Annotated in this window: 21 protein-coding genes; 15 read left to right on the forward strand and 6 right to left on the reverse strand. The window is 57.7% G+C overall.

Features of this window, described 5'->3' with window-relative positions; all coding sequences use genetic code 11:
• On the forward strand, positions 1–771 hold a 771-nt coding region (locus tag R3F64_RS09915; RefSeq protein ID WP_332611192.1), incomplete at its 5' end, for an IS110 family transposase.
• Positions 772–902: 131 nt separating this feature from the next.
• On the opposite strand, the gene R3F64_RS09920 is transcribed toward R3F64_RS09915, so the two are convergent.
• On the reverse strand, positions 903–1,640 hold the full coding sequence (locus R3F64_RS09920; protein ID WP_332611194.1) for a FadR/GntR family transcriptional regulator: 738 nt from the start codon (positions 1,638–1,640) through the stop codon (positions 903–905).
• Between the two features lie 206 nt (positions 1,641–1,846).
• On the opposite strand from R3F64_RS09920, the gene R3F64_RS09925 reads away from it, so the two are divergent.
• The 7 genes from R3F64_RS09925 to R3F64_RS09955 are packed head-to-tail and all read left to right on the forward strand — an operon-like array spanning position 1,847 to position 9,561.
• The gene (locus R3F64_RS09925; protein WP_268900890.1) at positions 1,847–2,821 is read left to right on the forward strand and encodes a TRAP transporter substrate-binding protein; all 975 of its coding nucleotides are present in this window, start codon (positions 1,847–1,849) and stop codon (positions 2,819–2,821) included.
• Positions 2,822–2,827: 6 nt separating this feature from the next.
• Positions 2,828–3,445, forward strand: a complete 618-nt coding sequence (locus R3F64_RS09930; RefSeq protein ID WP_332611199.1) for a TRAP transporter small permease — start codon at positions 2,828–2,830, stop codon at positions 3,443–3,445.
• Positions 3,442–4,722, forward strand: coding sequence for a TRAP transporter large permease (locus R3F64_RS09935; protein WP_085917301.1), 1,281 nt, complete (start codon positions 3,442–3,444; stop codon positions 4,720–4,722). The genes R3F64_RS09930 and R3F64_RS09935 overlap by 4 nt, the downstream gene beginning before the upstream one ends.
• Positions 4,723–4,735: 13 nt before the next feature.
• Positions 4,736–5,764, forward strand: a complete 1,029-nt coding sequence (locus R3F64_RS09940; protein ID WP_085917302.1) for a 4-hydroxythreonine-4-phosphate dehydrogenase PdxA — start codon at positions 4,736–4,738, stop codon at positions 5,762–5,764.
• A gap of 27 nt (positions 5,765–5,791) precedes the next feature.
• The gene (locus R3F64_RS09945) at positions 5,792–6,964 is read left to right on the forward strand and encodes an L-rhamnonate dehydratase (protein ID WP_085917303.1); all 1,173 of its coding nucleotides are present in this window, start codon (positions 5,792–5,794) and stop codon (positions 6,962–6,964) included.
• Positions 6,965–6,972: 8 nt separating this feature from the next.
• Positions 6,973–7,959 (forward strand): AraD1 family protein, encoded by a 987-nt coding sequence (gene araD1, locus R3F64_RS09950; RefSeq protein WP_332611203.1) that lies wholly within the window; start codon positions 6,973–6,975, stop codon positions 7,957–7,959.
• Between the two features lie 27 nt (positions 7,960–7,986).
• The gene (locus R3F64_RS09955; protein WP_332611205.1) at positions 7,987–9,561 is read left to right on the forward strand and encodes an aldehyde dehydrogenase (NADP(+)); all 1,575 of its coding nucleotides are present in this window, start codon (positions 7,987–7,989) and stop codon (positions 9,559–9,561) included.
• Positions 9,562–9,645: 84 nt separating this feature from the next.
• Here R3F64_RS09955 and R3F64_RS09960 read toward each other — a convergent pair whose 3' ends face one another.
• Positions 9,646–10,644 carry a LysR family transcriptional regulator gene (locus R3F64_RS09960; protein WP_268900887.1) on the reverse strand — a complete coding sequence of 333 codons (999 nt, stop codon included), beginning with the start codon at positions 10,642–10,644 and terminating at the stop codon, positions 9,646–9,648.
• 182 nt (positions 10,645–10,826) lie between these two features.
• Here R3F64_RS09960 and rhmD point away from each other — a divergent pair, with 182 nt between their 5' ends.
• The 6 genes from rhmD to aldA all read left to right on the forward strand — a co-directional run bounded on the left by rhmD (position 10,827) and on the right by aldA (position 17,173).
• The gene (gene rhmD, locus R3F64_RS09965) at positions 10,827–12,011 is read left to right on the forward strand and encodes an L-rhamnonate dehydratase (protein WP_268900886.1); all 1,185 of its coding nucleotides are present in this window, start codon (positions 10,827–10,829) and stop codon (positions 12,009–12,011) included.
• A 67-nt stretch (positions 12,012–12,078) separates the two neighbouring features.
• Entirely contained in the window at positions 12,079–13,083 is a 1,005-nt protein-coding gene (locus R3F64_RS09970) for a TRAP transporter substrate-binding protein (RefSeq protein ID WP_268900885.1), read from the forward strand.
• 19 nt (positions 13,084–13,102) lie between these two features.
• Entirely contained in the window at positions 13,103–13,582 is a 480-nt protein-coding gene (locus R3F64_RS09975) for a TRAP transporter small permease (RefSeq protein WP_268900884.1), read from the forward strand.
• Positions 13,579–14,862 carry a TRAP transporter large permease gene (locus tag R3F64_RS09980; protein WP_230447492.1) on the forward strand — a complete coding sequence of 428 codons (1,284 nt, stop codon included), beginning with the start codon at positions 13,579–13,581 and terminating at the stop codon, positions 14,860–14,862. Before R3F64_RS09975 ends, R3F64_RS09980 begins: the two co-directional genes overlap by 4 nt.
• A 38-nt stretch (positions 14,863–14,900) precedes the next feature.
• Complete coding sequence (locus R3F64_RS09985; RefSeq protein ID WP_332611211.1) at positions 14,901–15,701, forward strand: HpcH/HpaI aldolase family protein; 801 nt, start codon at positions 14,901–14,903, stop codon at positions 15,699–15,701.
• A gap of 35 nt (positions 15,702–15,736) precedes the next feature.
• Positions 15,737–17,173, forward strand: a complete 1,437-nt coding sequence (gene aldA / locus R3F64_RS09990; RefSeq protein ID WP_332611213.1) for an aldehyde dehydrogenase — start codon at positions 15,737–15,739, stop codon at positions 17,171–17,173.
• Between the two features lie 270 nt (positions 17,174–17,443).
• Here the strand turns inward: aldA and R3F64_RS09995 are convergent, their stop codons facing one another.
• Genes R3F64_RS09995 through R3F64_RS10005 form a run of 3 tightly spaced genes read right to left on the reverse strand, consistent with a single transcriptional unit; the run spans position 17,444 to position 21,281 of the window.
• Positions 17,444–18,586, reverse strand: coding sequence for a mandelate racemase/muconate lactonizing enzyme family protein (locus R3F64_RS09995; protein WP_332611215.1), 1,143 nt, complete (start codon positions 18,584–18,586; stop codon positions 17,444–17,446).
• Positions 18,583–19,782 carry an iron-containing alcohol dehydrogenase gene (locus tag R3F64_RS10000; RefSeq protein ID WP_332611433.1) on the reverse strand — a complete coding sequence of 400 codons (1,200 nt, stop codon included), beginning with the start codon at positions 19,780–19,782 and terminating at the stop codon, positions 18,583–18,585. Before R3F64_RS10000 ends, R3F64_RS09995 begins: the two co-directional genes overlap by 4 nt.
• A 5-nt stretch (positions 19,783–19,787) precedes the next feature.
• Positions 19,788–21,281, reverse strand: a complete 1,494-nt coding sequence (locus R3F64_RS10005) for an aldehyde dehydrogenase (protein WP_332611217.1) — start codon at positions 21,279–21,281, stop codon at positions 19,788–19,790.
• Positions 21,282–21,464: 183 nt separating this feature from the next.
• Between R3F64_RS10005 and R3F64_RS10010 the strand changes: the two genes are divergently transcribed.
• The gene (locus R3F64_RS10010; protein ID WP_085917309.1) at positions 21,465–22,370 is read left to right on the forward strand and encodes a LysR substrate-binding domain-containing protein; all 906 of its coding nucleotides are present in this window, start codon (positions 21,465–21,467) and stop codon (positions 22,368–22,370) included.
• Between the two features lie 38 nt (positions 22,371–22,408).
• On the opposite strand, the gene R3F64_RS10015 is transcribed toward R3F64_RS10010, so the two are convergent.
• Positions 22,409–23,320: a LysR substrate-binding domain-containing protein gene (locus R3F64_RS10015; RefSeq protein ID WP_268901185.1), complete on the reverse strand. Its 912-nt coding sequence runs from the start codon at positions 23,318–23,320 to the stop codon at positions 22,409–22,411.
• Positions 23,321–23,371: the final 51 nt, after the last annotated feature.

The raw sequence follows: 23,371 nt of genomic DNA on the forward strand, positions 1-23,371 counted from the left end.
TTAGCTTACTGGCTGCATGACGTTGGTGCCACCGTGTACGTACTGAATCCTGCCCAGGTGCGCCATCACGCCAAGGGAATGGGGGTCCGCAGCAAGACGGATCGTAAAGACAGCATGATGCTTGCCCGCTATGGGATCGAACGCAACCCTCAACCGTGGCAGCCAGAACCAACTGAGGTGAGAGAGCTCAAGCGCCTTATCAACCGGTTAGAGGCCGTAGAAGACGACCTGCAGCGCGAGCGTAACCGCCTGGAGAAGGCCGAGTTCAACACTGACACTCAAGCGAGCGAATCCATTAGCTATATGCTGGTCGCCCTTGAGCGAGAAGTACAGCGGCTACAGCAGGCGATCACGGACCATTTCGAGGCACATCCGCCGCTTAAACAGGATCGCAAACTACTCAAGAGTATTCCTGGTATCGGCAACGTTCTATCAGCTCGCTTGGTCGCCACGCTACGCAGCCGAGATTTCCGTAGCGCTCGGCAGGCAGCCGCCTTTCTAGGCCTGGTGCCTATATTGAAAGAATCAGGCTCGTCGGTGAAGTTACGATCCCACCTTTCCAAGGCAGGGACGCCCAGCGTCCGCCGGAAGCTTTATATGGCCGCCGTCGTGTCGACCCGATGCAACCCTGATATCAGCGAGCAATTTGCACGACTCAAAGCCCGTGGCAAACCAACACTGTCGGCACTGGGGGCGGCTATGCGCAAATTGGTACACATCGCTTTCGGCGTGTTGAAGTCACAAAGTGAATATCGGCCGCAAGGGGTATAAATCCTCCTTGCAGCTGGTATCGAGAGACGGTATCTACGAACCCCCATGCACATGCGTTGGTGGTTGGTACTCAGCCCTTTTAGGAGCCAGACTTCGTCGGGCGATAGCCTACGGTGGCTCGATCATTAAGGCTATGTTTGGCTGGTCGTCAACTTGGTCTTGGTGGTGCGATAGACGCTATCCAGGTGGGCGAGCATGGCGCGTTCGGCGGCGTCCGGGTCGCCGCGTTTCAGGCCATCCACGATATGCCGGTGCTCGTGATAGCTGCGTTCGATGGCACCGGGCTCGCGCATTACCTGGCGGCGGATATGAAGGCCAAAGGCATAAAGCTCTTCGGCGTAGCGCAGCAGGATCTCGTTGTTGGCGTATTCCGATATCAGCTTGTGGAAGTTCTGGTCGGAGAGTTGGAAATGCACGGGGGCGTCGAACAGTCGGCTTTGGGCGTCGAGTAGCTGTTCCAGGCCTTCGATGCCCTTGTCGTCGATATTGATGGCGGCACGCCGGGCTATGGCAGCTTCCACCACAATGCGGCTTTCGAACACGCTGTCCACGTCAAAGCGGTTCATTTCGCGGGATGTGCCGTCAGCAGTGGCGGGGCGGCAACGTGCCAACGTTTCTTCATCCGCGCGAATGCGTGTCTTGCTGCCATGGGAGACGCTGATCAGGCCGTGGGCCGTTAGCTGGGCGAGTGCCCCGCGGACGGTTTCGCGGCTCACGCCAAATAACTGCGCCAGCTCACGCTCGCTGGGCAATTCATCGCCGTCTCTTAGCAGCCCGGTCAGGATCATGTCGGTCAGCTTGTCGGCCAGGATTTCTTTCTTGGTCCGATTCTTGAGTGTTTTTTCGAAAGCGAATGCCGGGTTGCTCATGATCCCTCCTGTCTCAGCTGGTCTGGATAATAGACCATAAGCTGATCAAATACTACATCCCCTTTCTGGTCCTTTCGACAAAGGTATAACGCCTTAATTCAGTGCTTGACGGTACCTGATGAGCGGTTTAAGTTTCTGTACTACTGGTCTGGTTAACCAACCAGCAGTCCAGTGAAGCAAAACCAATTACAATCCAGGAGTGCATCATGCTCAAGAAGCTACTCGGCGTTTCCGCTCTCACTCTGGCCATCGCCAGTACGCATGCCCAGGCTGACAAAATCGTCTTCGCGATCGGTGGTACCCCCAACAGCCTGCAGGGCCAAACGGCGCAGGAATTCGCCGACCGCCTGCAGGACCGCCTTGGCGACAATCATCAGGTGGAGTATTACCACAGCGGCCAGTTGGGCGACGAGAGGCAGCTCGTCCAGAAGCTGCGGCTCGGTACGGTCGACCTCGCGGGGATCTCTTCCATCATGTCATCGGTCTCCCCCGAATTCGCCCTGTTCGATATGCCCTTTTTGGTCAAGGACCGGGACCACCTAAAGCGTATCGATCGCGAGATCGTGATGCAGGATCTGGCCGAGAGCGCTGGAGAACAGGGGCTCAATATCATCTCTACCTGGGAAAATGGCTTCCGTCACATCACCAACAATGAACGCCCCATCAACGAACCCGGCGACCTGGAGGGGTTGAAGATCCGCACGCCTCAGAGTGAGTGGCGCACGCTGATGTTCGATACCTGGGGTGCCAACCCCACCCCGATGGCGTTTTCCGAAGTCTTTGTCGGCCTGCAGACCGGCGTGGTCGATGGGCAGGAGAACCCGCTCAGCAATATCAACGGGGCCAAGTTCCAGGAAGTGCAGGATTATCTCTCGCTTTCCAATCACGTTTATTCGCCGATCTGGTTGACCGCTGGCAAGGGTGGCTGGGAGCAGCTCTCTGAGGACGTTCGTGCTGCCATTACGGCAGTTGCTATCGAGACGCAGGACTGGGCACTTGCAAAAGGGGCCGAACTCGATAACTCACTGCTGGAGGCCATGCGTAACGACGGTATGGAGGTCAACCGGGTGGATCGCGATGCCTTTGTCGAGGCCAGCAACCCGGTCTACGCGGAATTTGCCGAGAAAGTAGACGGCGGTCAGGAACTGGTGGACCGGGCCATGGCGTTGGCCGAGGAGTAACGCCGGATGTCATCCCCAACGGGCGCCGTCACGGCGCCCTCTCTCACTCAAGCGCAGGAGGGCTACGCCATGAGTTTACTGGGTCGTGTCAATCGACTGCTGGAACGGTTTCTTGAAGCGCTGACCGTGTTTCTGTTGCTGGCGCTAACCTCGATCGTCATTGCCGCTGTGGGGTTTCGTATGGTCGGCAACTCGTTCTCCTGGTACGACGAGGTGGCCTCTATCGGCCTGGCATGGCTGAGCTTTTACGGTGCCAATCTGGCAGCCCTCAAGCGAACCCATATGGGCTTTCCCGGGCTGGTCAGCCGCGCGCCAGCAGCCATTCGTGCCAGCCTGTTCATTTTCTCGGAAGTCGTCGTCATCGGCTTCTTCCTGGTGATCGCTTACTACGGTTATGTCGTTCTCGACATCCTTGCTTGGGATAACCTGGTGTCACTGCCCTGGATCGGTCTGGATGTGACCCAGTCGGTCATTCCGATCAGCGCCGTACTGTTCATTGTCTGTGAGCTGCTCAGTATGCCCATGGCATGGCGCAAGATGCGCAGCGGCGTGGACGGTGACGCGGAAGAGATCGAAGCGGCCATCCGCCAAGCCGAGGAAGACCTGAAGGAGTATCGCGCATGACACTGTTGATCATTATCGCCGCGCTCTTTGCCCTGGTCCTGGTCAACGTGCCGATCGCCGTGGCCATCGGGGTGGTGGGCGTCGTGGGCGTCTATCTGAACATGGGGGCTGACGCCCTGGTGAACGTTCCGCTCACGCTGTTCAACGGGGCGACCAAGTTTCCTCTGATTGCTATCCCGCTGTTCATTTTCGCCGGGGCGTTGATGAACACATCCGGCATTTCGTTGCGGCTCATCAACCTGGTCACCGCGATTGTCGGCTTCGTTCGGGGTGGCCTGGCGATGGTCAATGTCGGGGTCTCGCTGTTTTTTGCCGAGATATCCGGGTCCGCCGTTGCCGATGTGGCCGCCACCGGGTCGGTATTGATCCCGGAAATGAAACGGCGCAAATACAACCCCAACTTTTCTGCCGCGATCACGTCCTCGTCGGCGTCTCTGGCCATCATCATTCCGCCGTCGCTGTCGATGATTCTGTATGGCGCGATCGCCGATACGTCCATCGTCAAACTGTTCGTCGCCGGTATCGTACCCGGGCTGATCGGCGCTGCGGGCCTGGCGGGTGCCTGCTATTACTATGCGGTCAAGTATGACTTGCCCCGCGAAGAGTCGTTTTCGCTCAGCACCCTGGGCAAGGCGTTCAAGGAGGCTTTCTGGGCACTCCTGCTGCCAGTGATCATCCTGGGTGGCATCTTCGGTGGGTTTGTCACCGCGACGGAAGGCGCCGGTATCGCCGTGCTGGCGGCCCTGCTGATCGGTGGGCTCGTCTACCGGGAACTGAACTTCAAGATCCTTTATCGCGCCGTGATTGAGGGGGTTACCCAGACCGCGGTGGTGATGCTGCTGGTGGCGACCTCGGCCGTGCTCGGCCTGTTCTTGACCGAAATGCAGCTCCCTCAACAGCTGGCCAGCGAAATTACCGCCATTACTGAAGATCCTGTGCTGGTGCTGGCGTTGCTCAACGTATTGCTCCTGCTGCTGGGCATGTTCCTGCACGGGGCGGCAGCGATCATTCTGGTCGTGCCCATCGTCATGCCGTTGGTTCACCAGATCGGTATCGATCCTATCCATTTCGGCTTGATTCTGACGCTCAACCTGGCCATCGGCCAGCAGACGCCGCCGGTGGCGTCGGTGCTGGCGACATCCTGCTCGATTGCCAAGACCGACATGTGGGAAACCACGAAGGTCAATTTCCCAATGATTCTGGTGCTGTTCGTGGTGCTGATGCTCGTCACTTATGTACCAGCGATTCCCATGACGCTCGTTAACTTCTTCTATTGATATGGAGCTCACTATGTCCGATATACGCCCTGTCATCGCCGTGACGCTCGGCGACCCCGCTGGCATTGGCCCTGAGCTGATTGCAAAACTGTTCGCCGAGGCAGCGCTTTTCAACAATGTGCATACCGTGCTGGTGGGCGACCGCTGGCTGTGGCAGGAGGGCCAGCGCGTTGGTGGCCAGGCCCATGACTTGCCAGAAGTCGAGCGCTTTGCCGAGGCGCGCCAGCATGATGGGCCAGTTTTCATGCCTGTGGATAGCGTTGCCCAGGGTGCTGTCGGTTACGCGGAAGAAACGGCAGAAGGCGGCGCCTCGGTGCTGGCGGTATTGTCGCGCTGCCTGGAGGCTGCGCAGGCAGGCGAGGTGGATGCCATCTGTTTCGCCCCGCTCAACAAGTTCTCGATGAAGAAAGGGGGCTTGGCGCATGAGGACGAACTGCACTTCTTTGCCGAGAAGCTGGGGGTCACCGGTTATTTCTGCGAGTTCAATACCCTGGGTGATCTCTGGACGTCCCGCATTTCGTCACACATTCCGCTCAAGGACGCCGCCAGCTACGTGACTCAGGACCGTATCGTCGCGGCCAGTCGCCTGATTTATGACTCCCTGAAGCTGGCGGGCAACGACGCCCCCCGAATTGCTGTGGCGGCCTTCAACCCCCATGCGGGCGAGGGTGGTACCTGCGGGCGTGAGGAAATCGAGGTCATCGCGCCTGCTGTGGAGGCGTGCAAGGCGCAGGGTTACCCGGTAGCCGGGCCGTTTCCTGCCGACACCATCTTCATCAAGGCCCGGGATGGCGAGTATGACGCCATCGTCACCATGTACCACGACCAGGGGCAGATCGCGATCAAGCTGATGGGCTTCAAGCAGGGCGTCACGGTGCAGGGTGGTCTGCCCATTCCCATCACCACGCCTGCTCACGGTACGGCTTTTGATATCGCGGGCACCGGCAACGCCGACGTCAACCCGACCCGCAATGCCTTCACCATTGCCTGCCAGATGGGTGGGAATCTGAGACGTCAGCGCCTGGAAGCCGTCGCTGGATAATCGTTCGTTTACAAGGAAACACCGCACATGAAAATTACACAGGTCAAAGCACGTGTTTTTGAGTGGAAAGGCCACACCGTCCCCGCTCAGGCGCATTTCTGCTCGAACGCCATGGATGAACTCTGGGACAAGAGCGATTCCATGGGGACCTTCCGCTTCCACGGCTGGACCACGGTCGAGATCGAAACCGATACCGGCCTGGTAGGGCTGGGTAACGTGGCGCTGGCGCCGCCCATTGCCAAGGCCATTATCGACCAGTACCTGGCGCCGTTGGTAATCGGTCAGGACCCGTTTGATTATGAGTATCTCTGGCAGCGCATGTATCGCGCGACCCATGCCTGGGGGCGCAAGGGGATCGGCATGGCGGCGATCTCGGGTGTCGATATCGCCATCTGGGACATCATGGGCAAGGCGGTCAATAAGCCGGTCTTCAAGCTGCTGGGTGGCCGTACCAAGGAAAAAATTCCCTGCTATGCGTCAAAGCTCTACCGTACCGATCTTAAAAGCATGCAGGACGAAGCCCAGTCGTACCTCGACCAGGGCTTCACCGCCATGAAGATGCGCTTTGGCTATGGTCCCAAAGACGGTCCGTCCGGCATGCGTGAAAATCTGAACAGTGTGGCCGCGGTGCGCGAAGTGATTGGCGACGATGTCGACCTGATGCTCGAGTGCTATATGGGCTGGAACCTGGAATACGCCAAGCGCATGCTGCCCAAGCTGGAGCGGTTCGAGCCCCGCTGGCTCGAGGAACCCGTACTGGCGGACGATATCGACGGTTATGCCGAGCTGAACCAGCTCACCAGCATTCCGATTTCCGGCGGTGAGCACGAATTCACCCATTATGGCTTCCGTCAGCTGCTGGAGAAGCGTGCCATTTCGGTCATCCAGTACGATACCAACCGTGTCGGTGGTATCACCGCGGCCCGCAAGATCAATGCCCTGGCGGAATCGTTCAGCGTTCCGGTCATTCCCCACGCCGGCCAGATGCATAACTACCACCTGACCATGTCGACGCTGGCCTCGCCCATGTCGGAGTTCTTCCCCGTCCATGACGTCGAGATCGGCAATGAGCTCTTCTACTACCTGTTCAAGGGAGACCCTGAACCGGTGAATGGCTTCATCGATCTGGATGATGATGTGCCGGGCCTTGGTCTGTCGCTTAACCATGATCATTTTGATCAATTTCATATCATCGAGTGAGGCTCATCATGCGATTGATCCAGTGTCTCCATGAGGGCGCGCCGTGCGCTGCGCTGGTCGAGAGTGCAGAAGAGGTGCGTCTGCTCGATGCCGATACCTACACTCTGGCCCGCCGCGCGATGGCGGCGGGGCAGTCGTTGACGGAAGCGGTTGAAAACGCGCTGACGCCGACGCGGCTCGATTATGCACAGCTGATCGACGACAAGCGGCTGTTGCCCCCGCTGACACATCCGGACCCGGCCCATTGTCTGGTGACCGGCACCGGCCTGACCCATCTGGGGAGCGCCGATACGCGCTCGGCCATGCATGCCAAGACGCAAGTGAGCGAGGACGAGCTTACCGACTCGATGCGCATGTTCAAGTTGGGGGTCGAGGGCGGTAAGCCAGCGCCCGGTGAAGAGGGGGCTCAACCCGAATGGTTCTACAAGGGCGACGGTGCTTGCGTGGTCGCCCCGGAGGCCGACATGCCCGTGCCGCACTTCGCCCAGGATGCAGGGGAGGAGCCCGAGCTGGCCGGTCTTTATGTGATTGGCGATGACGGTAGCCCATGGCGGGTGGGGTACGCGATCGGCAATGAGTTTTCGGACCATGTCACCGAGCGCTTCAATTACCTGTGGCTGGCGCATTCCAAGCTGCGTGCCTGCAGCTTCGGCCCGGAACTGTGGGTGGGAGCGCTTCCAGCTCACCTGGAGGGCGTCAGCCGTATCGTGCGTGGCAATGAGACGCTCTGGGAGAAGCCCTTCCTGACCGGCGAGGCCAATATGGCGCACAGCCTGGCGAACCTCGAGCACCATCATTTCAAGTACGCAGGCTTTCGACGCCCGGGCGATGTGCACGTGCATTTCTTCGGCACCGCCACCCTGAGCTTTGCCGACAATATTCGCACCCGCGAGGGTGATCGCTTCGAGATCAGTCTCGCCGAGTTCGGTCGGCCGTTGCGTAACCCGCTTCGCTTTGAAGCGGACGGTACGCCTGTCGACGTGAAATCACTCTAAGGACTGCATGACACAAGGAGTTTATCCATGACCCTGGAAGGCAAGTTACTTATCGGCCAGTCGGCCGTCAGTGGCAGTTCCAGACCTATCGACGCCATCAATCCGGCCACCAACGAGCGTCTCGCGCCCACCTATATGGGCGGCACCCGAACCGAGGTGGAGCGTGCCTGTGAGCTTGCCGAGACGGCCTTCGCCACCTTTCGCGAGACGTCTCCCGAAGCGCGCGCGGCGTTTCTCGACATGGTCGCCAGCGAGATCGAGGGCATCGGCGATGTGCTGATCGAACGTGCCATGGCCGAAACCGGCCTGCCGAGGGCGCGCCTGGAAGGCGAGCGTGGCCGGACCTGTGGCCAGCTGCGTCTGTTCGCGAATGTGGTACGCGCTGGCGAGTGGCTCGATGTGCGCATCGACCCGGCCATGCCGGACCGTCAACCGATGCCGCGCGCCGACCTGCGACAGCGCCATATCGGCCTGGGGCCGGTGGCGGTGTTCGGTGCCAGCAACTTCCCGCTGGCTTTCTCGGTCGCCGGGGGTGATGCCGCCTCGGCGTTAGCAGCCGGGTGTCCGGTGGTCGTCAAGGGCCACTCCGCCCACCCCGGCACCTCTGAGCTGGTGGGGCGTGCGGTGCAGCGGGCGGTGACAGCCTGCGGACTACCGGAGGGCACCTTCTCGCTGCTGTTTGGCTCAGGCAGTGAGATCGGTCAGGCCCTGGTCGCCGATCCGCGTATCCAGGCAGTGGGCTTCACCGGTTCGCGGAGCGGAGGCAACGCGCTGATGAAGACGGCGCAGGCGCGCCCGCAGCCGATCCCGGTCTATGCGGAGATGAGTTCGATCAATCCGGTGTTCCTGATGCCCGAAGCGCTCAAGGCGCGTGGTGAGCAGATCGCCGACGGCTTCGTCGGCTCGCTCAATATGGGCGCGGGCCAGTTCTGTACCAACCCCGGCCTGGTGATCGCCATCAAGAGTCCCGAGCTCGATGACTTCATCGCAGCGGCGGCGGAAGGCGTCAAGGGCAGTGCGTCCCAGACGATGCTGACCCCTGGCATCCACGACGCCTATGAACAGGGCGTCGCCAGGCTGTCCAGCAGTCACAAGGTCCGCGAAGCGGCGCGCGGCCAGGTGGGGGAGTCGCCCAACCAATGCCGGGCGGGGCTGTTCGTGACGACGGCGGAGGATTTCCTCAATGAGCCTGAACTGCAGGAGGAAGTCTTCGGCGCGACCTCACTGGTCATCGAGTGTGCTGACCATAACGACTTGAGGCGTGTGGCGTCCAAGCTCGAGGGCCAATTGACGATTACCCTACAACTGGATGACGGTGACCTGCCAGCGGCCAGGGCGCTGATGCCGATCGTGGAACGCAAGGCAGGGCGGGTGCTCGCCAACGGCTGGCCGACCGGGGTCGAAGTTTGCCATGCCATGGTGCACGGCGGGCCTTACCCGGCAACGTCCGACAGCCGCACCACCTCGGTGGGCAGCGCGGCGATCTTCCGCTTCCTGCGTCCGGTGTGCTACCAGGCATTGCCGGAAGCGCTTCTGCCCGAGCCCCTCAAGGACGGCAACCCGTGGCGGGTATCGCGCTTGGTGGATGGTAAGCGTGAATAGCTGACGGCTGCTGACAGAGCTATAGGCCGGTATCAATTCAGAGGTGATTGATGCCGGTTTTTTTATGTCTCAGTTATCAGAACGTCAGCTTAATTGCCGAGAGGCATTCCGCAGTAGTTCTCGGAATTGATTAACGGGTTCAGCATAGAGCGTATCCTTGCGTACCAGGATGCCAAAAGGAGAAAGGGCACGGCCCAGGGATATAGGGAGCCTTTCAATCAATCCGGCCCCCAGATGGTCGCGTAGTACGGTTTCTGCCATGACCATCAGGGCATCGCTTTTCTGCACCAATTGTAGGGCGGCAAAAATCGAGCTGCATTCGATGATATCCCTTGGGGATACTAAACCTTCAGTTTCGAATTGCTTTTCTAACGCCTGTCGAGCCGGCGTTTGCATTGGCTGCAGGATCCATGGCCATTCATCGAGCAGCGTTTCCAGTGTGGGAAGCGAACCCGAACATAGTGGATGGCCAGCGCGCACAACCGTCACCAGCGTTTCGTTGCCAAGCGGCTCGAAGTCGAACTGGTTGTGCTGTATGGCATTGGCGTAACGGGCAATGGCCAAGTCCACCTTGCCTTGCTCAAGCAGTTCCATCAGCTGATCGCTGGTTTCTCCCATTAAGCGAACCTGAAGTCGTGGGCGCTGGCGTTTCATTTCTATGATGGCGCTGGCGACAAGGTCCGGTGCGGCACCCACGATAGACCCGACCGTCAATTGCCCCCGTTCACCAAGTTGATAGCGATAAACCTCTTCGGCGCAACGATCGAGGCGGGTCAAGGCATTATCGGCAAAGTCGATCAGCATTTCCCCGACTGGCGTCGGGTTCATGCCTCGCGCGGTACGTTCGAATAATTGGCAACCAAATCCTTTTTCTATCTCGCTTAGCATACGAGTGGCGGCGGGTTGGGACATATACATAGCATCGGCCGCCTGATGGAGATTACGGTGCTTACCAAGCATTGAGATCATCAGCAAATGTTTGTAGCGCAGTCGATTGAGCAGTGCTTTAAACCCCTCCATCTTCATCATCCTTTTGATTCGATACGTCAAAATTATGCATGCATAAATGTGAATAAGAGGCATACATTAGTCTAATAAAAGCGCAATATGAATAACGGCTAATGTTAAAAAGGAGCGCTGGTCTGTGGCTTTCCGGCTACCGATAACAAAAAGGTATCACAAACCATATGAATGGCATTGGTTGATTGTTTCCTCCATGGGTAGGTTTGCAGGTATCAATCAACTCCCATTCACAAGGTAAGTCCATGAGCGAAGTGACTATCAAACAGGTGCGAGCCTATACCGTTCGCGGGGGCGGTGCTGACTATCACGATCAGGCCGAAGGCCACTGGATCGATTCTCAGATCGCGACGCCGATGAGCAAATATCCCGACTACCGTATGACCCGTCGCAGCTTTGGCTTGAATGTTCTAGGCACCTTGGTGGTCGAGCTTGAGGCCAGTGATGGTTCGGTTGGCTTTGCGGTGACAACGGGTGGTGAGATTGGCGCCTGGATCGTCGAAAAGCATCTGGCCCGCTTTATCGAAGGGAAGCAGGTCACCGAGATCGAAAAGGTCTGGGACCAGATGTTTAACGCCACGCTTTACTATGGCCGCAAGGGCGTGGTGATCAACACGATTTCCTGTGTTGATCTTGCCATGTGGGACTTGCTTGGCAAGGTCCGCGGCGAGCCGGTTCATCAGTTGCTCGGTGGCCCTGTACGCGACGAACTCACTTTTTACGCTACCGGGCCCCGCCCCGACCTGGCCAAGAAGCTTGGCTTCATTGGCGGCAAGATGCCGCTTGTTCACGGACCGGCCGAGGGTGAAGAAGGTATGGCCCGTAATCTGTCGAAACTGGCGGATATGCGCAGTGCCGTAGGCGAAGACTTCTGGCTGATGTACGACTGCTGGATGAGCCTTGATGTCAATTACGCGACACGGCTTGCCCAAGGAGCACATGAATTCGGCCTCAAGTGGATTGAAGAAGCCCTCCCACCCGATGACTACTGGGGCTATGCCCAGCTCAAGCGCGATGTCCCCAAGGGCATGCTGGTCAACACCGGCGAACATGAGGCAACACGTTGGGGCTTCCGCCTGCTTCTTGAAATGGATTGCTGTGACATTATTCAGCCGGATGTGGGTTGGTGCGGCGGGATTACTGAATTGATCAAAATCTCCGCATTAGCCGATGCTCACAACAAGTTGGTCGTGCCGCATGGCTCATCCGTTTACAGCTATCACTTTGTCATCACACGGCACAACAGCCCTTTCGCCGAGTTCTTGATGATGGCGCCAAACGCGGATGAGGTGGCGCCCATGTTTAATCCGCTACTACTGGACGAACCGGTGCCGGTCAATGGGCGGATGTCGGCTTCTGCGCTTGATAAGCCTGGGTTTGGTGTTCGATTGAATCCAGAATGCCCACTTTCCAGGCCCTATGAGCACTGAATGACGTTTTCAAACTTATAAAACCCATCGTAAGTGGGATGTAGTAACTAAAACCAAGGAGCACACAATGAAAATAAACGACCACGCCATTAAAAAAGCACGCTTTCCATTGCACTTAGGTTTGGCAAGCCTACTGTTCGCGGTGCCTTTCGGTGGTGCCATGGCTGAGACAACCATTAGTTTTGCGCACCATCTGCCTACAGAATCAGAGCAGCACCTCGCTGCCGAGCGATTTCGCGACTTAGCCAGTGAATATAGCGACGGGAACGTCAAGGTTGAAATACTCCCGGCCGGGCAAATGGGCGGACAGCGGGAAATCATCGAATCTGTGGAGCTAGGCACGTTAGAAATGGGCTATGGAGAGTCAGGACTATACGCGAACTATGTACCTGAGTTTGGTCTGTTGACGCTTCCCTTCCTTTATCGTGACGTCGAGCATTGGAATAGTGTGGTCCAGGGTGAGATCGGCGATAGTCTGATTGAACAGTTGGTCGATACGTCAGGGGTCAGGCCGCTTAACTGGATTTTGGCAGGTTATCGCGACACCTATCTGGCTGACGACGTCATCGAGACGCCCGAGGACTTCGAGAATTTGAAGATACGTGTGCCTGAATCCCCTGTTTTTGTGGGTACGTTCTCTACACTTGGCGCTCAGCCAACACCTGTCCCGATGCCTGAAGTTTATACGGCCATGCAGACGGGCCTTGTTGACGCGATGGAGGGGACGCCCGAAGTCGGTTATACCTTCCGGATATTTGAAGTAGCTGAATCACTCTCCAAAACGCGACACATTCTCTTCGATGGCAGCTTTGCCATTAATGAAAGCTTCTATAACAACCTTTCCGAAAGCGACCGCGAGGCAGTGACCCGTGCCGCCATTGAGGCCGCTGAAATGCAGCGCAGCGAGTGGTCTGAGCGCGAGGCATCCTGGTTCGAGAAGCTGGAAGAAGAAGGCATTGCCATTAATGAGGTTGACCAGGCGCCTTTCCAGGAAGCCTCGGCAAGCTTTCGCGAAGAGTTTGCAGCAGAGATCAACGCCACTGAACTGCTCAATTCCATCGAGCAACAATGATTGAGTGAGGAGCGTGCAAATGCGTCGTTACCTGGATCATGCATTTGCCACCTTGGGAGCCATGGTCGTCGCTATCTTTGCGGCGATCATGGTTCTGATTTTCATTCAGGTGATCAACCGTTTTCTACTGGGTTTACCGCTTTTTTGGACAGAAGAAGTGGTGAGGATGCTCCTGGTCTGGTTGGTGCTGATGGGAACTCCTGTGGTGGTCTACCAGTATCAAGAAATCAAAGTGGAGCTCTTTAATTTTAAAAGCTCCCATCTTGAAGCATTTAGGCAAGTCATCGTTTCCATTTTATCCGTCGTATTCTGCGGAATGTTGGCATATTGGGGATACTTATTCATGGAACGGTCTTTGGGCACTATGCAGCCATCTCTGGGTATATCAAGGGCATGGTTATATGCGCCGATCCCCTTGGGGAGCATTCTTACGATAATTGCTTTTCTCGTTCGTGGAAAAGAAATTAAAGAGCCGTCAGATCCAGGTAAAAGAATATGATTGTTGCTTTGATGTTCTGCTTGTTTACAGCACTCCTTGCGCTGGGCATACCGATTGCCTTCGCGATGGGGCTTAGTGCTGTGACTGTACTCGTTATCGATGGTGGGGTGCCGTTATTAGTACTCCCTCAGCGTTTTTTCAGTTCGCTGGATAGTTTTCCTCTGCTTGCCATTCCGTTGTACATATTTGCCGGAAACTTGATGAATTATGGTGGGATTACCTCAGCCATTGTCGGTTTTTCCCGGTCTTTAGTTGGTCATATACGAGGTGGACTTGGCCAAGTAAATATCATGACAAGTGTTCTTTTTTCGGGCATATCAGGTTCTGCATCGGCTGATGTTGCTGCCGTTGGCGGGATGATGATACCGGCCATGAAAAAGGAGGGGTATCGTCCCGAATGGGCGGTGGTGATTACAGCGGCGTCGGCGATCCTGGGCCCCATTATTCCCCCCAGCTTGCTGATGGTGATTTATGGTGCCATGACGGGGCTATCGATTGGCACTCTATTCCTGGCAGGCATTATACCTGGCTTGTTCCTGGCCTTTATAATGATGATCGTCGTTTACTGGAAAGCTAATGAAATAGGTGCCCCGCGTCACACCCGAGCTAGTTTCGGTGCAACCGTCAGGGTTTTTCTTAAGGCTGCGCCTGCATTAGTTATGCCAGTCATTATTGTCGGTGGCATCCAGAGTGGTTTATTTACACCGACTGAAGCAGGAATTGTGGCGGTGGTATACGGCCTTTGCTTTGGATTATTGACTCATCGCCTCGACTTCAAGAAGACTTATCGCTTTGCTTACCAGTCTGTGGTTACCTCTGCCAGCATTTTAATCATATTGGGCAGCGCCGCCTTATTTAGCTGGATTATTGCTCGTCAGGGCGTACCTGCTGCGATGGCGGCCTGGCTATCGAGTGTCACGAATGAACCGGCGATTATCTTGTTGCTTATCGTCCTGGCACTGATATTGGTAGGTATGTTTGTGGAAACCATATCCGCCTTAATCCTTGTAGTGCCTATTCTGACGCCCATCGCCCAGATGTTTGGCTTCGATATGATTCATTTTTCTATTGTAGTGATCGTGGCGCTACTGCTGGGTTCGTTGACCCCGCCTGTTGCATTGATTGTCTTGATGGGGTGCAAGATCGCTCAAGTCGATTACATGAAAACGATGCGCCCCCTCATACCTTTCTTTACGGTCCTGGTGATAGGGCTGTTGTGCATCATGTATGTACCAATGATTACCCTGGGGCTGCCTGAATTACTTGGGGCCTTTGATTAGGTTGTATTGACTAGGTTTTCTTGAACAGGGATTAAACAATGAAAATACCCAAGAATGAATTCATGGCAGGGCTTCTGAGCGGAAATGTCCAATACGGACTGTGGGCCGGCTTTGCCACTGGCTATGCTGCTGAGATAGCAGCGTCTACCGGTTTCGACTGGCTGTTGATCGATGGTGAGCATGCACCCAATACGGTGCCAGCGATTCTGGCTCAGTTGCAGGCCGTGGCGCCCTATGATTCCGCGCCTGTGGTGCGAACCGTTAATCACGATCCGTCATTGATCAAGCAACTGCTGGATGTTGGTGCTCAAACGCTGATGGTGCCGATGGTTGAAGACGCCGAGCAAGCAAAAGCGCTGGTGCGTGCCATGCGCTATCCACCCCACGGCATGCGAGGTGTGGGGGGAGGTCTGGTGCGTGCTACCCGTTGGGACGGCGTCGACGACTACTTGGCACATGCGCATGAAGAACTCTGCCTGGTTGTGCAGGTGGAGTCTCCACGAGGAATCGAGAATGTGGAAGAAATTGCCGCCACCGAGGGCGTGGATGCCGTGTTTGTTGGCCCAGCTGATCTCTCGGTGGGAATGGGGCAGCCAGGCAACCCTGGACACCCTGATGTTCAGGCTGCCATCGCCCATGCCATCAAGGCTGTCCAGGAAGCTGGCAAACCTGTAGGCATCCTGGCCCCTGCAGAAGCTGATGCACGTCGTTACCAATCGATGGGCTGCCAGTTCATTGCCGTGGGCATTGATATCAGCTTACTACGTCAGGCAGCGCTGGAAACCATCGCGCGTTACAAGGATGGGACCTCCGCTGCGACGGTCTCGTCCACCTATTAATGCACTTCCATTTATAACAATACAGGAGTCGTACCATGAGCCAGCCCACCATCTATCAGAACTATATCAATGGCGCCTTTGAGTCGGTAGACGATCACCTTGAGGTCTATAATCCGGCGAACCAGGCGTTATTATCTCGAGTGCCGGAGTCCGGAAGCGCTGATGTTGAGCGTGCCCTGGCTGCCGCCCGGGCGGCTCAGAAGGGCTGGGGCGCACGACCTGCTGTGGAACGGGCGGCCTTTTTGCACCGACTGGCAAGTAAGCTGCGCGAAAACGTCGCTTCTCTGGCACGTGTCATCACCGAAGAGCAGGGCAAGGTCATTGCATTGGCCGAAACCGAGGTGAACTTTACGGCCGATTATTTGGATTATATGGCCGAGTGGGGGCGTCGTATTGAAGGGGAGATCATTGAGAGTGATCGGCCCGGTGAGAATATCTTTTTATTCCGTAAGCCGCTGGGGGTTGTCGCGGGCATTCTGCCTTGGAACTTTCCGTTCTTTCTGATTGCCCGCAAGATGGCGCCAGCACTGGTGACAGGGAACACCATTGTCATTAAACCCAGTGAAGAGACCCCCAATAACTGCTTCGAGTTTGCCAAGCTGGTCGATACGCTGGGGTTACCGCCGGGCGTCTTCAATGTGGTCAGCGGCAGCGGTGCAACTACAGGCAGCGCTCTGACGTCCAGCTCCGAGGTCGACATGATCAGCTTCACGGGAAGTGTCGCCACCGGGTCGCGCATAATGGCCAATGCCGCAGACAATATCACCAAGCTTAATCTGGAGCTGGGCGGCAAGGCCCCGGCGATAGTCCTTGACGACGCTGACATCGACTTGGCAGTGAAGGCCATTCATGGCTCACGCGTCATCAATAGCGGCCAGGTATGCAATTGCGCCGAGCGTGTCTATGTTCAGCGCGGCGTTGCCGATGCCTTCGTTGAGAAGATGGCCAAGGCGATGGATGCCACTCGCTACGGGGACCCGCTTGCCCGCAACGATCTGGACATGGGGCCACTGATCAACCAAACGGGCCTCGATAAGGTAGCCAAGATGGTTGAAACCGCCCAGCGAGAAGGCGCTGAGCTGATCACTGGTGGCAATGTCGCCGACCTTGGTGCCGGTTACCACTATCAGCCGACAGTGTTGGCTGGTTGTCGCCAGGAGATGGCGATTATGCGGCAGGAAATCTTTGGTCCGGTATTGCCCGTTCAGATCGTTGATGACCTGGAAGAGGCGATCGCTCTTGCCAATGACTCCGACTATGGCCTCACGTCATCCGTCTATACGCGCAGCCTCAAGCATACAATGCAAGCGTGTCGAGGGCTTGATTTTGGTGAAACCTACGTCAACCGTGAAAACTTCGAAGCCATGCAGGGCTTTCACGCTGGGGTTCGCAAATCCGGTGTCGGTGGCGCTGACGGTAAGCATGGTCTTTACGAGTACACTCACAGCCACGTGGTGTACCTGGAGGCGTAGACTCAAATGTGAGTTAAAAGGACTTATGACAGGCTGACGTCCAATAATAAAGAACCGCTTATCAGACGCTTCTGATGGGCGGTTTTTCATTGCGGCAGGGTATTTCGATCCAGAAAGTGGTAGACAATTTTCAGGCTGGAATGGACGTTGATTGCTTATGAATTGAGCTTATACGAGACCCACCTGGACCCGGCTTTTTGCCGGGTTTGTGGCGGGATGTTTGCTGATCGCTCAATGAATTGGGCTCTTAAGAACCCCCGTGCACATGCGCTATTGCCAAGTTGCCTGATTAGCGCAGGTGTCCGTCAGGCGTGCTTCATCCAGTGTGATGCCGAGGCCAGGCTCATCAGAGAGCGTCAGCCAGCCTTCGGCATCGGGCTTGATAGCGGTCGTCAGCGGAAAGTCGCGAACCTCGGGTGTCCATTCTGGTGGGTCGAAGGGGTACTCCAGATAAGGGCAGCCTTCTGGACCAACCGCCCCGGCGGTGAGATGCAGATTGGCGGCAAGGCCGATGCCGTTTCCCCAGGTATGCGGTGTGAACCACTTGCCTGCCGTGGTGACCTCTTTCGCCAGTCTGGATAAGCCGAGAAGCCCGATTGAGCAGACGGCGTCCGGTTGGTAGACGTCAAGACACTGCTGTCGCAGCATTTCGCGGAATTCGTAGGGTTCACGGGTCATCTCGCCACCGGCGATTTTCAGCCGCTCGCCGGTCAGGTCGTTGAGGGCGCGCATCCCAGGATAATCGCCGCGATAGAGCGGCTCCTCCATCCACAGCACATGATGGCGAATCAACTCCTCAGCCACCTCGCTTGCCTTGGCCAGGTCCCAGGGGGCCTGGGTATCCCAGGGCATCCGCCAGCCCTGGTTGCAGTCGACCATCAGATCCAGCTCTTGTCCCACGGCATCACGTACCGCCGCGAGCACCGCTAGATCATCGTCGAGCCGGTGACGGCCAAAGCGTAGTTTCATGGCGGTGATGCCCGCGTCGCGAATCTGCTCGGCGAGGGCAACGACCTGCTCGGTAGGTCGATGAGTACCGCTGGAGGCGTACGCCTTCAGGCGCGACGAGGTGCCGCCCAGCAATTGCCATAACGGTTGTGCCTTGATCTTGCCGATCAAGTCCCATAGAGCGACTTCCAGTGGCCAGCAACGCCCGGCATGAAAGCCGATGTTGTCGATAACGGCGCTATGGCGTTCGATGGCTAAGGGGTCTTTCCCAATGAATAGTGACCGGAAGTCGTCGAAGCCATACATGGCATCGCCCGAGCCGATGCCTTCACGGCCTTCGCTGTCGATCACGCGAACGATAGCGGCAGGAAACTTTTGCCTGGGTTGGCTATCCCAGGCCGCGGGGAAGGGTGGGTCGAGCTCGCACTGGTGCTGGCTGATCTCGATGCGCTCAATCACGTTCATGCGCTGATCTCCCGGTTCTGGGTGGCAAGCTCGGCAACACGGCGCTCGAACACAGATACAGTGGCGTCAGCGAGCCATTGCCAGTCCTCGACAGTTGGACGGCGGGCTGCGTTGTGGGCCATGGGCGCGTTCTCGTCTTTTTGCATGGTCAAGGCTAGCGCCTCAGCGTCTAGTGTCTGCGTGGTGAAGGGGGCAAGGGCTTGATTGAAGTGGGTCTGATCAGCAAGTTCGCGGAATAGCCTGGGCAGCTCTTGTGCCTTGCTCCCGGCTTTCAGTGCATGGGCCGCTGGCGCGAAACATGCCTCATTGTCTGCCACCGACCACGCCAGTGACGCTTCCAGCGCCAGCGTTACGGCGACACCATGGGGTAAGTGGTAACAGCTACCCAGGGCATGGCCGATATTGTGTGCGATGCCGGTACCGCCATTATCAATGGCCTGGCCCGCTAGGCAAGCGGCTTCCTGCATGCGTTGGCGGGCCACCAGGTCATGAGGGTTGGTCACCGCCATGGGCAGCGTCTCGCCTACCTGGCGGATGGCCTGCAGCGCTGGCGCTTCAATAAAAGTGTGTCGCCCTTGGCCGGTAGTGGCCTCCAACGCGTGGACGAAGGCATCCAGGCCGGTGGTGGCGGTGAGCGGGGCGGGCAGGCCACGGGTTAACACCGGGTCGAGCAGGACCGCGTCGGGTAGCAATTCGTCGCCCCAGGCCCAAAGCTTGCGTCCCTCTGCGTCGGTGAGGATCGACGTGCGTGTGACCTCGGAGCCGGTACCCGAGGTCGTTGGCACCATCACGGCGGGTACGCGCCCTGACCAGGGGGTTCTGGCCAGCAGGTAATTTTCCATATCGCCCTGGCTTTCTGCGAGTGCGGCGACCAGCTTGGCGATGTCTAATGCGGTGCCGCCGCCCAGCCCTATCACCAATGGGCGGCCGGGCAGGGCACGTACCTCGGCTGCGGCCGCATCGGCGGTAGCGACGCTGGGTTCGCCCGTCGGTGCCAGGAAGGTATCTACCTCAGCATCAGCTGTCAGGTTGTCGACCAGGGCATCGACCAGGCCGGTCGCGGCAAGGCCCTGGTCACTGATGACCATGTAACGGCTGGCACCCAGGCGGTGACGAAGCTCAGGTAGCTGCTCAAGGCTGCCAGGTCCCGCGATGATCGGTGTCTGACGTCCGGTGTGAAAATGATTCAGGGGCATAGGGCTCAAATCTCGATCCAGGTGGTCTTGAGTTCTGTGTACTTATCAAAGGCATGGAGAGATTTGTCGCGGCCCTGGCCGGATTGCTTGTAGCCACCAAACGGCGCATTGATCGATGTGTGGTCGTAACAGTTGACCCAAACGGTGCCCGCGCGCAAGGCACGAGCGGCGCGGTGGCCGTCGCGTAGCCGATCTGTCCAGATCGCTGCTCCCAGGCCGTAGTCGGTGTCATTGGCGATGGCCAATGCCTCATCCAAGTCGTCCACGGTAATCACCACCAGCACAGGGCCGAATATCTCTTCGCGGGCCACCCGCATATCGTTGGTGACATCGTCGAGTACGGCCGGGGTCAGGTAGTAACCGCCGCTCTCGCTGCGAACCTGCTCGCCGCCGAACAGCCGTTGCGCCCCTTCGCGCTGGCCCTGATCGAGATACCCCTGCACCTTTTCCATATGCGCCTGTTCAATCATCGCCCCCATCTGTACGGCGGGGTCGAGGGGGTCGCCGGGCTTTAGTGCCTCGGCCCAGACGCGGAGTTTGGCAAGCAGCGCTTCCTTGACGGTTCGATCGACAATCAGGCGGGTACCCGCGTGGCAGGTCTCGCCCTGGTTGTACCAGACGCCATAGGCGACCGACATGGCGATGGTGTCCAGGTCTTCCACATCGCGCGTGACGATGTGCGGGCTCTTGCCGCCGCACTCCAGACCGATGCGCTTCATATTGGAGTGCGCGGAATACTCAAGAAAGGCTTTCCCGACCTCAGTGGAACCGGTGAAACCAACAGCATCGACGCCGTCATGCAGGCCCAATGCCTTGCCAGCGATGTGGCCAAGCCCTGTGACCACCTGGAAGGCGCCCGAGGGAATACCAGCCCCTTGGGCAAGCTCGGCCACCTTGAGCGTTGCCAGGCTAGACTGCTCGGCGGGCTTGAGGATCACCGAGTTGCCCGCGCCCAGTGCCGGGCCGATCTTCCAGCTCGCGATAATCAAGGGGTAGTTCCATGGCACCACGGCGGCCACCACGCCCATCGGCTCACGGTCTATCAGGCAGACGCTCGTTGAGCCGTTAGGTGCCGTCTCACCGTAAAGCTTGTCGAGTGATTCGGCATACCAGCGCAGCCCTCCGACCAGGCCGGGCACATCCACGGTTGTGGTCTGGCCGATCGGCTTGCCGGTTTCCAGGGTCTCAAGTAACGCAATGTCGTCTAGCTGTGCCTCAATGGCATCCGCCCATGCCAACATGCGCGATTTGCGTTCGGTGGGCGGCAGGTCTCGCCATTCACCACTCTCGAAACTGCGGCGAGCACTGGCGACGGCGAGGTCGACGTCGGCGTTGTCACAAGCCGCCACATCCGTTAGTACCTGACCGGTGGCCGGGTTCTCGGCTGCAAAAGTGGCGCCGTTGAGAGCGTGGACGAATTGTCCGTCGATATAGGCCAGTTGCGGTAGAGGGAGAGTGCTTGCGCGGTTCTGCCAGTCGGCGTGGGAGCGGTCCGTCATCTAATAACCTCGGCGGTGAGTTGGCATGTCGGCGTGATACTAGGCGCTCAGCTGTGGCCCCACAAACGACGAAAGCGAACCCCGGGTATTCCTATAACTCATGCAAGGCTGGTATTGGGCAGGTGATTACTGACATTATCTGGTAAGTTGCTGCGAAAAAATCACCCAATGAGGCTCCGGCAAATGTCACGCACTTTACCCCCACTCAATTCTCTCAAGGCCTTCGAGGCCGCCGCCGAGTGTGCGAGTTTTACCCTGGCGGCACAGCGCCTCTGCGTGACTCAGAGCGCAGTCAGCCGTCAAGTCAAGCTGCTGGAGGAGCAGTTGGGGGTGTCGCTTTTCCAGCGCGGTTCAGGCCACCTTCGACTGACCGACGCGGGGCGCCGGTTGCAACCTGTACTGCGTCAGTCCTTTGATCGCATTGCCTGGACCGTAAGAGGCTTGCAAGAGCCAGATGCTGTTCCCCACCTGCGCCTGAATGCGCCCCCGACCTTTGCCAACCGATGGTTGATCCCGCGGCTGGGTCGCTTGAAATCCTTGCACCCGGATCTGGAGCTGTCCCTGACTACGCGCGCCGATGACGACCTTGCAGGAGACGAAAACCTGGATGCAGCGATTCGTTTTGGAACCGGTGAGTGGTCGGATGCCGAGATAGTTCACTTGATGCAAGAAAGTCATATCGCCGTCTGCGCACCCAAGCTCAGGGGGTCTATGCGTCGTGATGCGCTCGACCTCAATCACCAGGTGCTGCTCCATGTCCTTTGGGGTGAGGATCGCTTTCATACCTGGGATCACTGGTTGTCAGCGGCGGGTATCGAAGGGGTGAAGACCAGCGGGGGTATCGCGTTTGACCTGCTGGAATTGGCGATTCATGCCGCCGTCAACGCTGTCGGGGTGACCATCGCTGACCGGCACATGGTTGCCCGTGAGCTGGATAGAGGGGAGCTTGTATCTTGGCTTGATGTCGAGGTCACCGGGCATCGTTCCTACTGGTTGGCAACCCGGCCACACCAGGTAGAGTCGGCCAACCTCAAGCTTTTTCGCCAATGGCTGGCGCAGGAGATCGAAGATCCCCCCACCGGTCTATAGCCATCTTGGGACGCAGTCGTGGAAAGGTTGTCGCAGGGCTATGAGGCGTCGTGGAGGCTGTTATCGGAGAGAAGTTGTTCTCGCAGTAAGTCGATGAGCGTATCCCCTGCTGGATGCTGGAAACTCGGCGATTGTCGAACCGTCAGCTCGGCAGGTGGCAGTGCCGGGAACCCGTCTGCTTCATCAAGGATGCGCCAGTTCTCTGGCATGGCGCGTTGATCAGTAACCGTGACGGCCTTGCCCTGGTTGACGGCAACACGCAGCCCGGTGGGGCTTTGGGTAGTATATTCCAGCGACCATTGCCTGCCCATGCGAGCAAGGGCTTCCAGGGCGCGTTCTCGATAAGGGCAGTGGTCGGGGAAGAGCGCCAGTGCGAGCGGCGCACTGGGGTCGACACAATAATCTCGATGCGCTGCCCAAACCACTTCCTCGTGGCCCATTGATACGCCATGCCGTTGGCTTTTGTGCTGAATGGTCAGTACGAGATCCAGTTCCCCCGCTTCCAATGACTCGATGAGTTCACTCGACATGCGGCAGTGAATATGTGGCCGAATGCGCGGATGGCGTTCGGCAAAGCGGCCCAACAGTGCCGGTAGCCAGGCTTCGGCATAATTTTCTGGTAGGCCGAAACGAATGATGCCGTCGTGGTCGCCGTGACCAAGCACGCTCAACGCCTCGCGTTGCAATTGCAACAGGCGTCGGGCGTAGACCAGAAACGTTTCACCATCTTGAGTGAGTGTCAGTTGACGGCTTGTACGCTGTAATAAACGGGTGCCGAGCCGTTCTTCCAGGGTGCGTATGCGCAGACTAATGGTCGACTGCGTCTTATGCAGCTGGTTAGCGGCAGCAGTAAACCCATTGTTGTCCACGACGGCAACGAAAGCACTCAGCAGCTCATTGTCGAGTGACGGGGTGCGGGATGAACTATCGGTAAAGTCGATGGAATCCATCACAAGGAATTGTTTCCTCAATAGAGAGTGTTTATTCACTATGCCTCCAGA

This window comes from Halomonas sp. 5021, assembly GCF_036663435.1.
GTDB lineage: Bacteria > Pseudomonadota > Gammaproteobacteria > Pseudomonadales > Halomonadaceae > Vreelandella > Vreelandella janggokensis.

Excerpts from the sequence above, each read along its gene's own strand:
- R3F64_RS09920 (WP_332611194.1), bottom strand. The coding sequence starts at position 1,640 with ATGAGCAACCCGGCATTCGCTTTCGAAAAAACACTCAAGAATCGGACC.
- R3F64_RS09925 (WP_268900890.1), top strand. The coding sequence starts at position 1,847 with ATGCTCAAGAAGCTACTCGGCGTTTCCGCTCTCACTCTGGCCATCGCC.
- R3F64_RS09930 (WP_332611199.1), top strand. The coding sequence starts at position 2,828 with ATGTCATCCCCAACGGGCGCCGTCACGGCGCCCTCTCTCACTCAAGCG.
- R3F64_RS09935 (WP_085917301.1), top strand. The coding sequence starts at position 3,442 with ATGACACTGTTGATCATTATCGCCGCGCTCTTTGCCCTGGTCCTGGTC.
- R3F64_RS09940 (WP_085917302.1), top strand. The coding sequence starts at position 4,736 with ATGTCCGATATACGCCCTGTCATCGCCGTGACGCTCGGCGACCCCGCT.
- R3F64_RS09945 (WP_085917303.1), top strand. The coding sequence starts at position 5,792 with ATGAAAATTACACAGGTCAAAGCACGTGTTTTTGAGTGGAAAGGCCAC.
- araD1 (WP_332611203.1), top strand. The coding sequence starts at position 6,973 with ATGCGATTGATCCAGTGTCTCCATGAGGGCGCGCCGTGCGCTGCGCTG.
- R3F64_RS09955 (WP_332611205.1), top strand. The coding sequence starts at position 7,987 with ATGACCCTGGAAGGCAAGTTACTTATCGGCCAGTCGGCCGTCAGTGGC.
- R3F64_RS09960 (WP_268900887.1), bottom strand. The coding sequence starts at position 10,644 with ATGCCTCTTATTCACATTTATGCATGCATAATTTTGACGTATCGAATC.
- rhmD (WP_268900886.1), top strand. The coding sequence starts at position 10,827 with ATGAGCGAAGTGACTATCAAACAGGTGCGAGCCTATACCGTTCGCGGG.
- R3F64_RS09970 (WP_268900885.1), top strand. The coding sequence starts at position 12,079 with ATGAAAATAAACGACCACGCCATTAAAAAAGCACGCTTTCCATTGCAC.
- R3F64_RS09975 (WP_268900884.1), top strand. The coding sequence starts at position 13,103 with ATGCGTCGTTACCTGGATCATGCATTTGCCACCTTGGGAGCCATGGTC.
- R3F64_RS09980 (WP_230447492.1), top strand. The coding sequence starts at position 13,579 with ATGATTGTTGCTTTGATGTTCTGCTTGTTTACAGCACTCCTTGCGCTG.
- R3F64_RS09985 (WP_332611211.1), top strand. The coding sequence starts at position 14,901 with ATGAAAATACCCAAGAATGAATTCATGGCAGGGCTTCTGAGCGGAAAT.
- aldA (WP_332611213.1), top strand. The coding sequence starts at position 15,737 with ATGAGCCAGCCCACCATCTATCAGAACTATATCAATGGCGCCTTTGAG.
- R3F64_RS09995 (WP_332611215.1), bottom strand. The coding sequence starts at position 18,586 with ATGAACGTGATTGAGCGCATCGAGATCAGCCAGCACCAGTGCGAGCTC.
- R3F64_RS10000 (WP_332611433.1), bottom strand. The coding sequence starts at position 19,782 with ATGCCCCTGAATCATTTTCACACCGGACGTCAGACACCGATCATCGCG.
- R3F64_RS10005 (WP_332611217.1), bottom strand. The coding sequence starts at position 21,281 with ATGACGGACCGCTCCCACGCCGACTGGCAGAACCGCGCAAGCACTCTC.
- R3F64_RS10010 (WP_085917309.1), top strand. The coding sequence starts at position 21,465 with ATGTCACGCACTTTACCCCCACTCAATTCTCTCAAGGCCTTCGAGGCC.
- R3F64_RS10015 (WP_268901185.1), bottom strand. The coding sequence starts at position 23,320 with ATGGATTCCATCGACTTTACCGATAGTTCATCCCGCACCCCGTCACTC.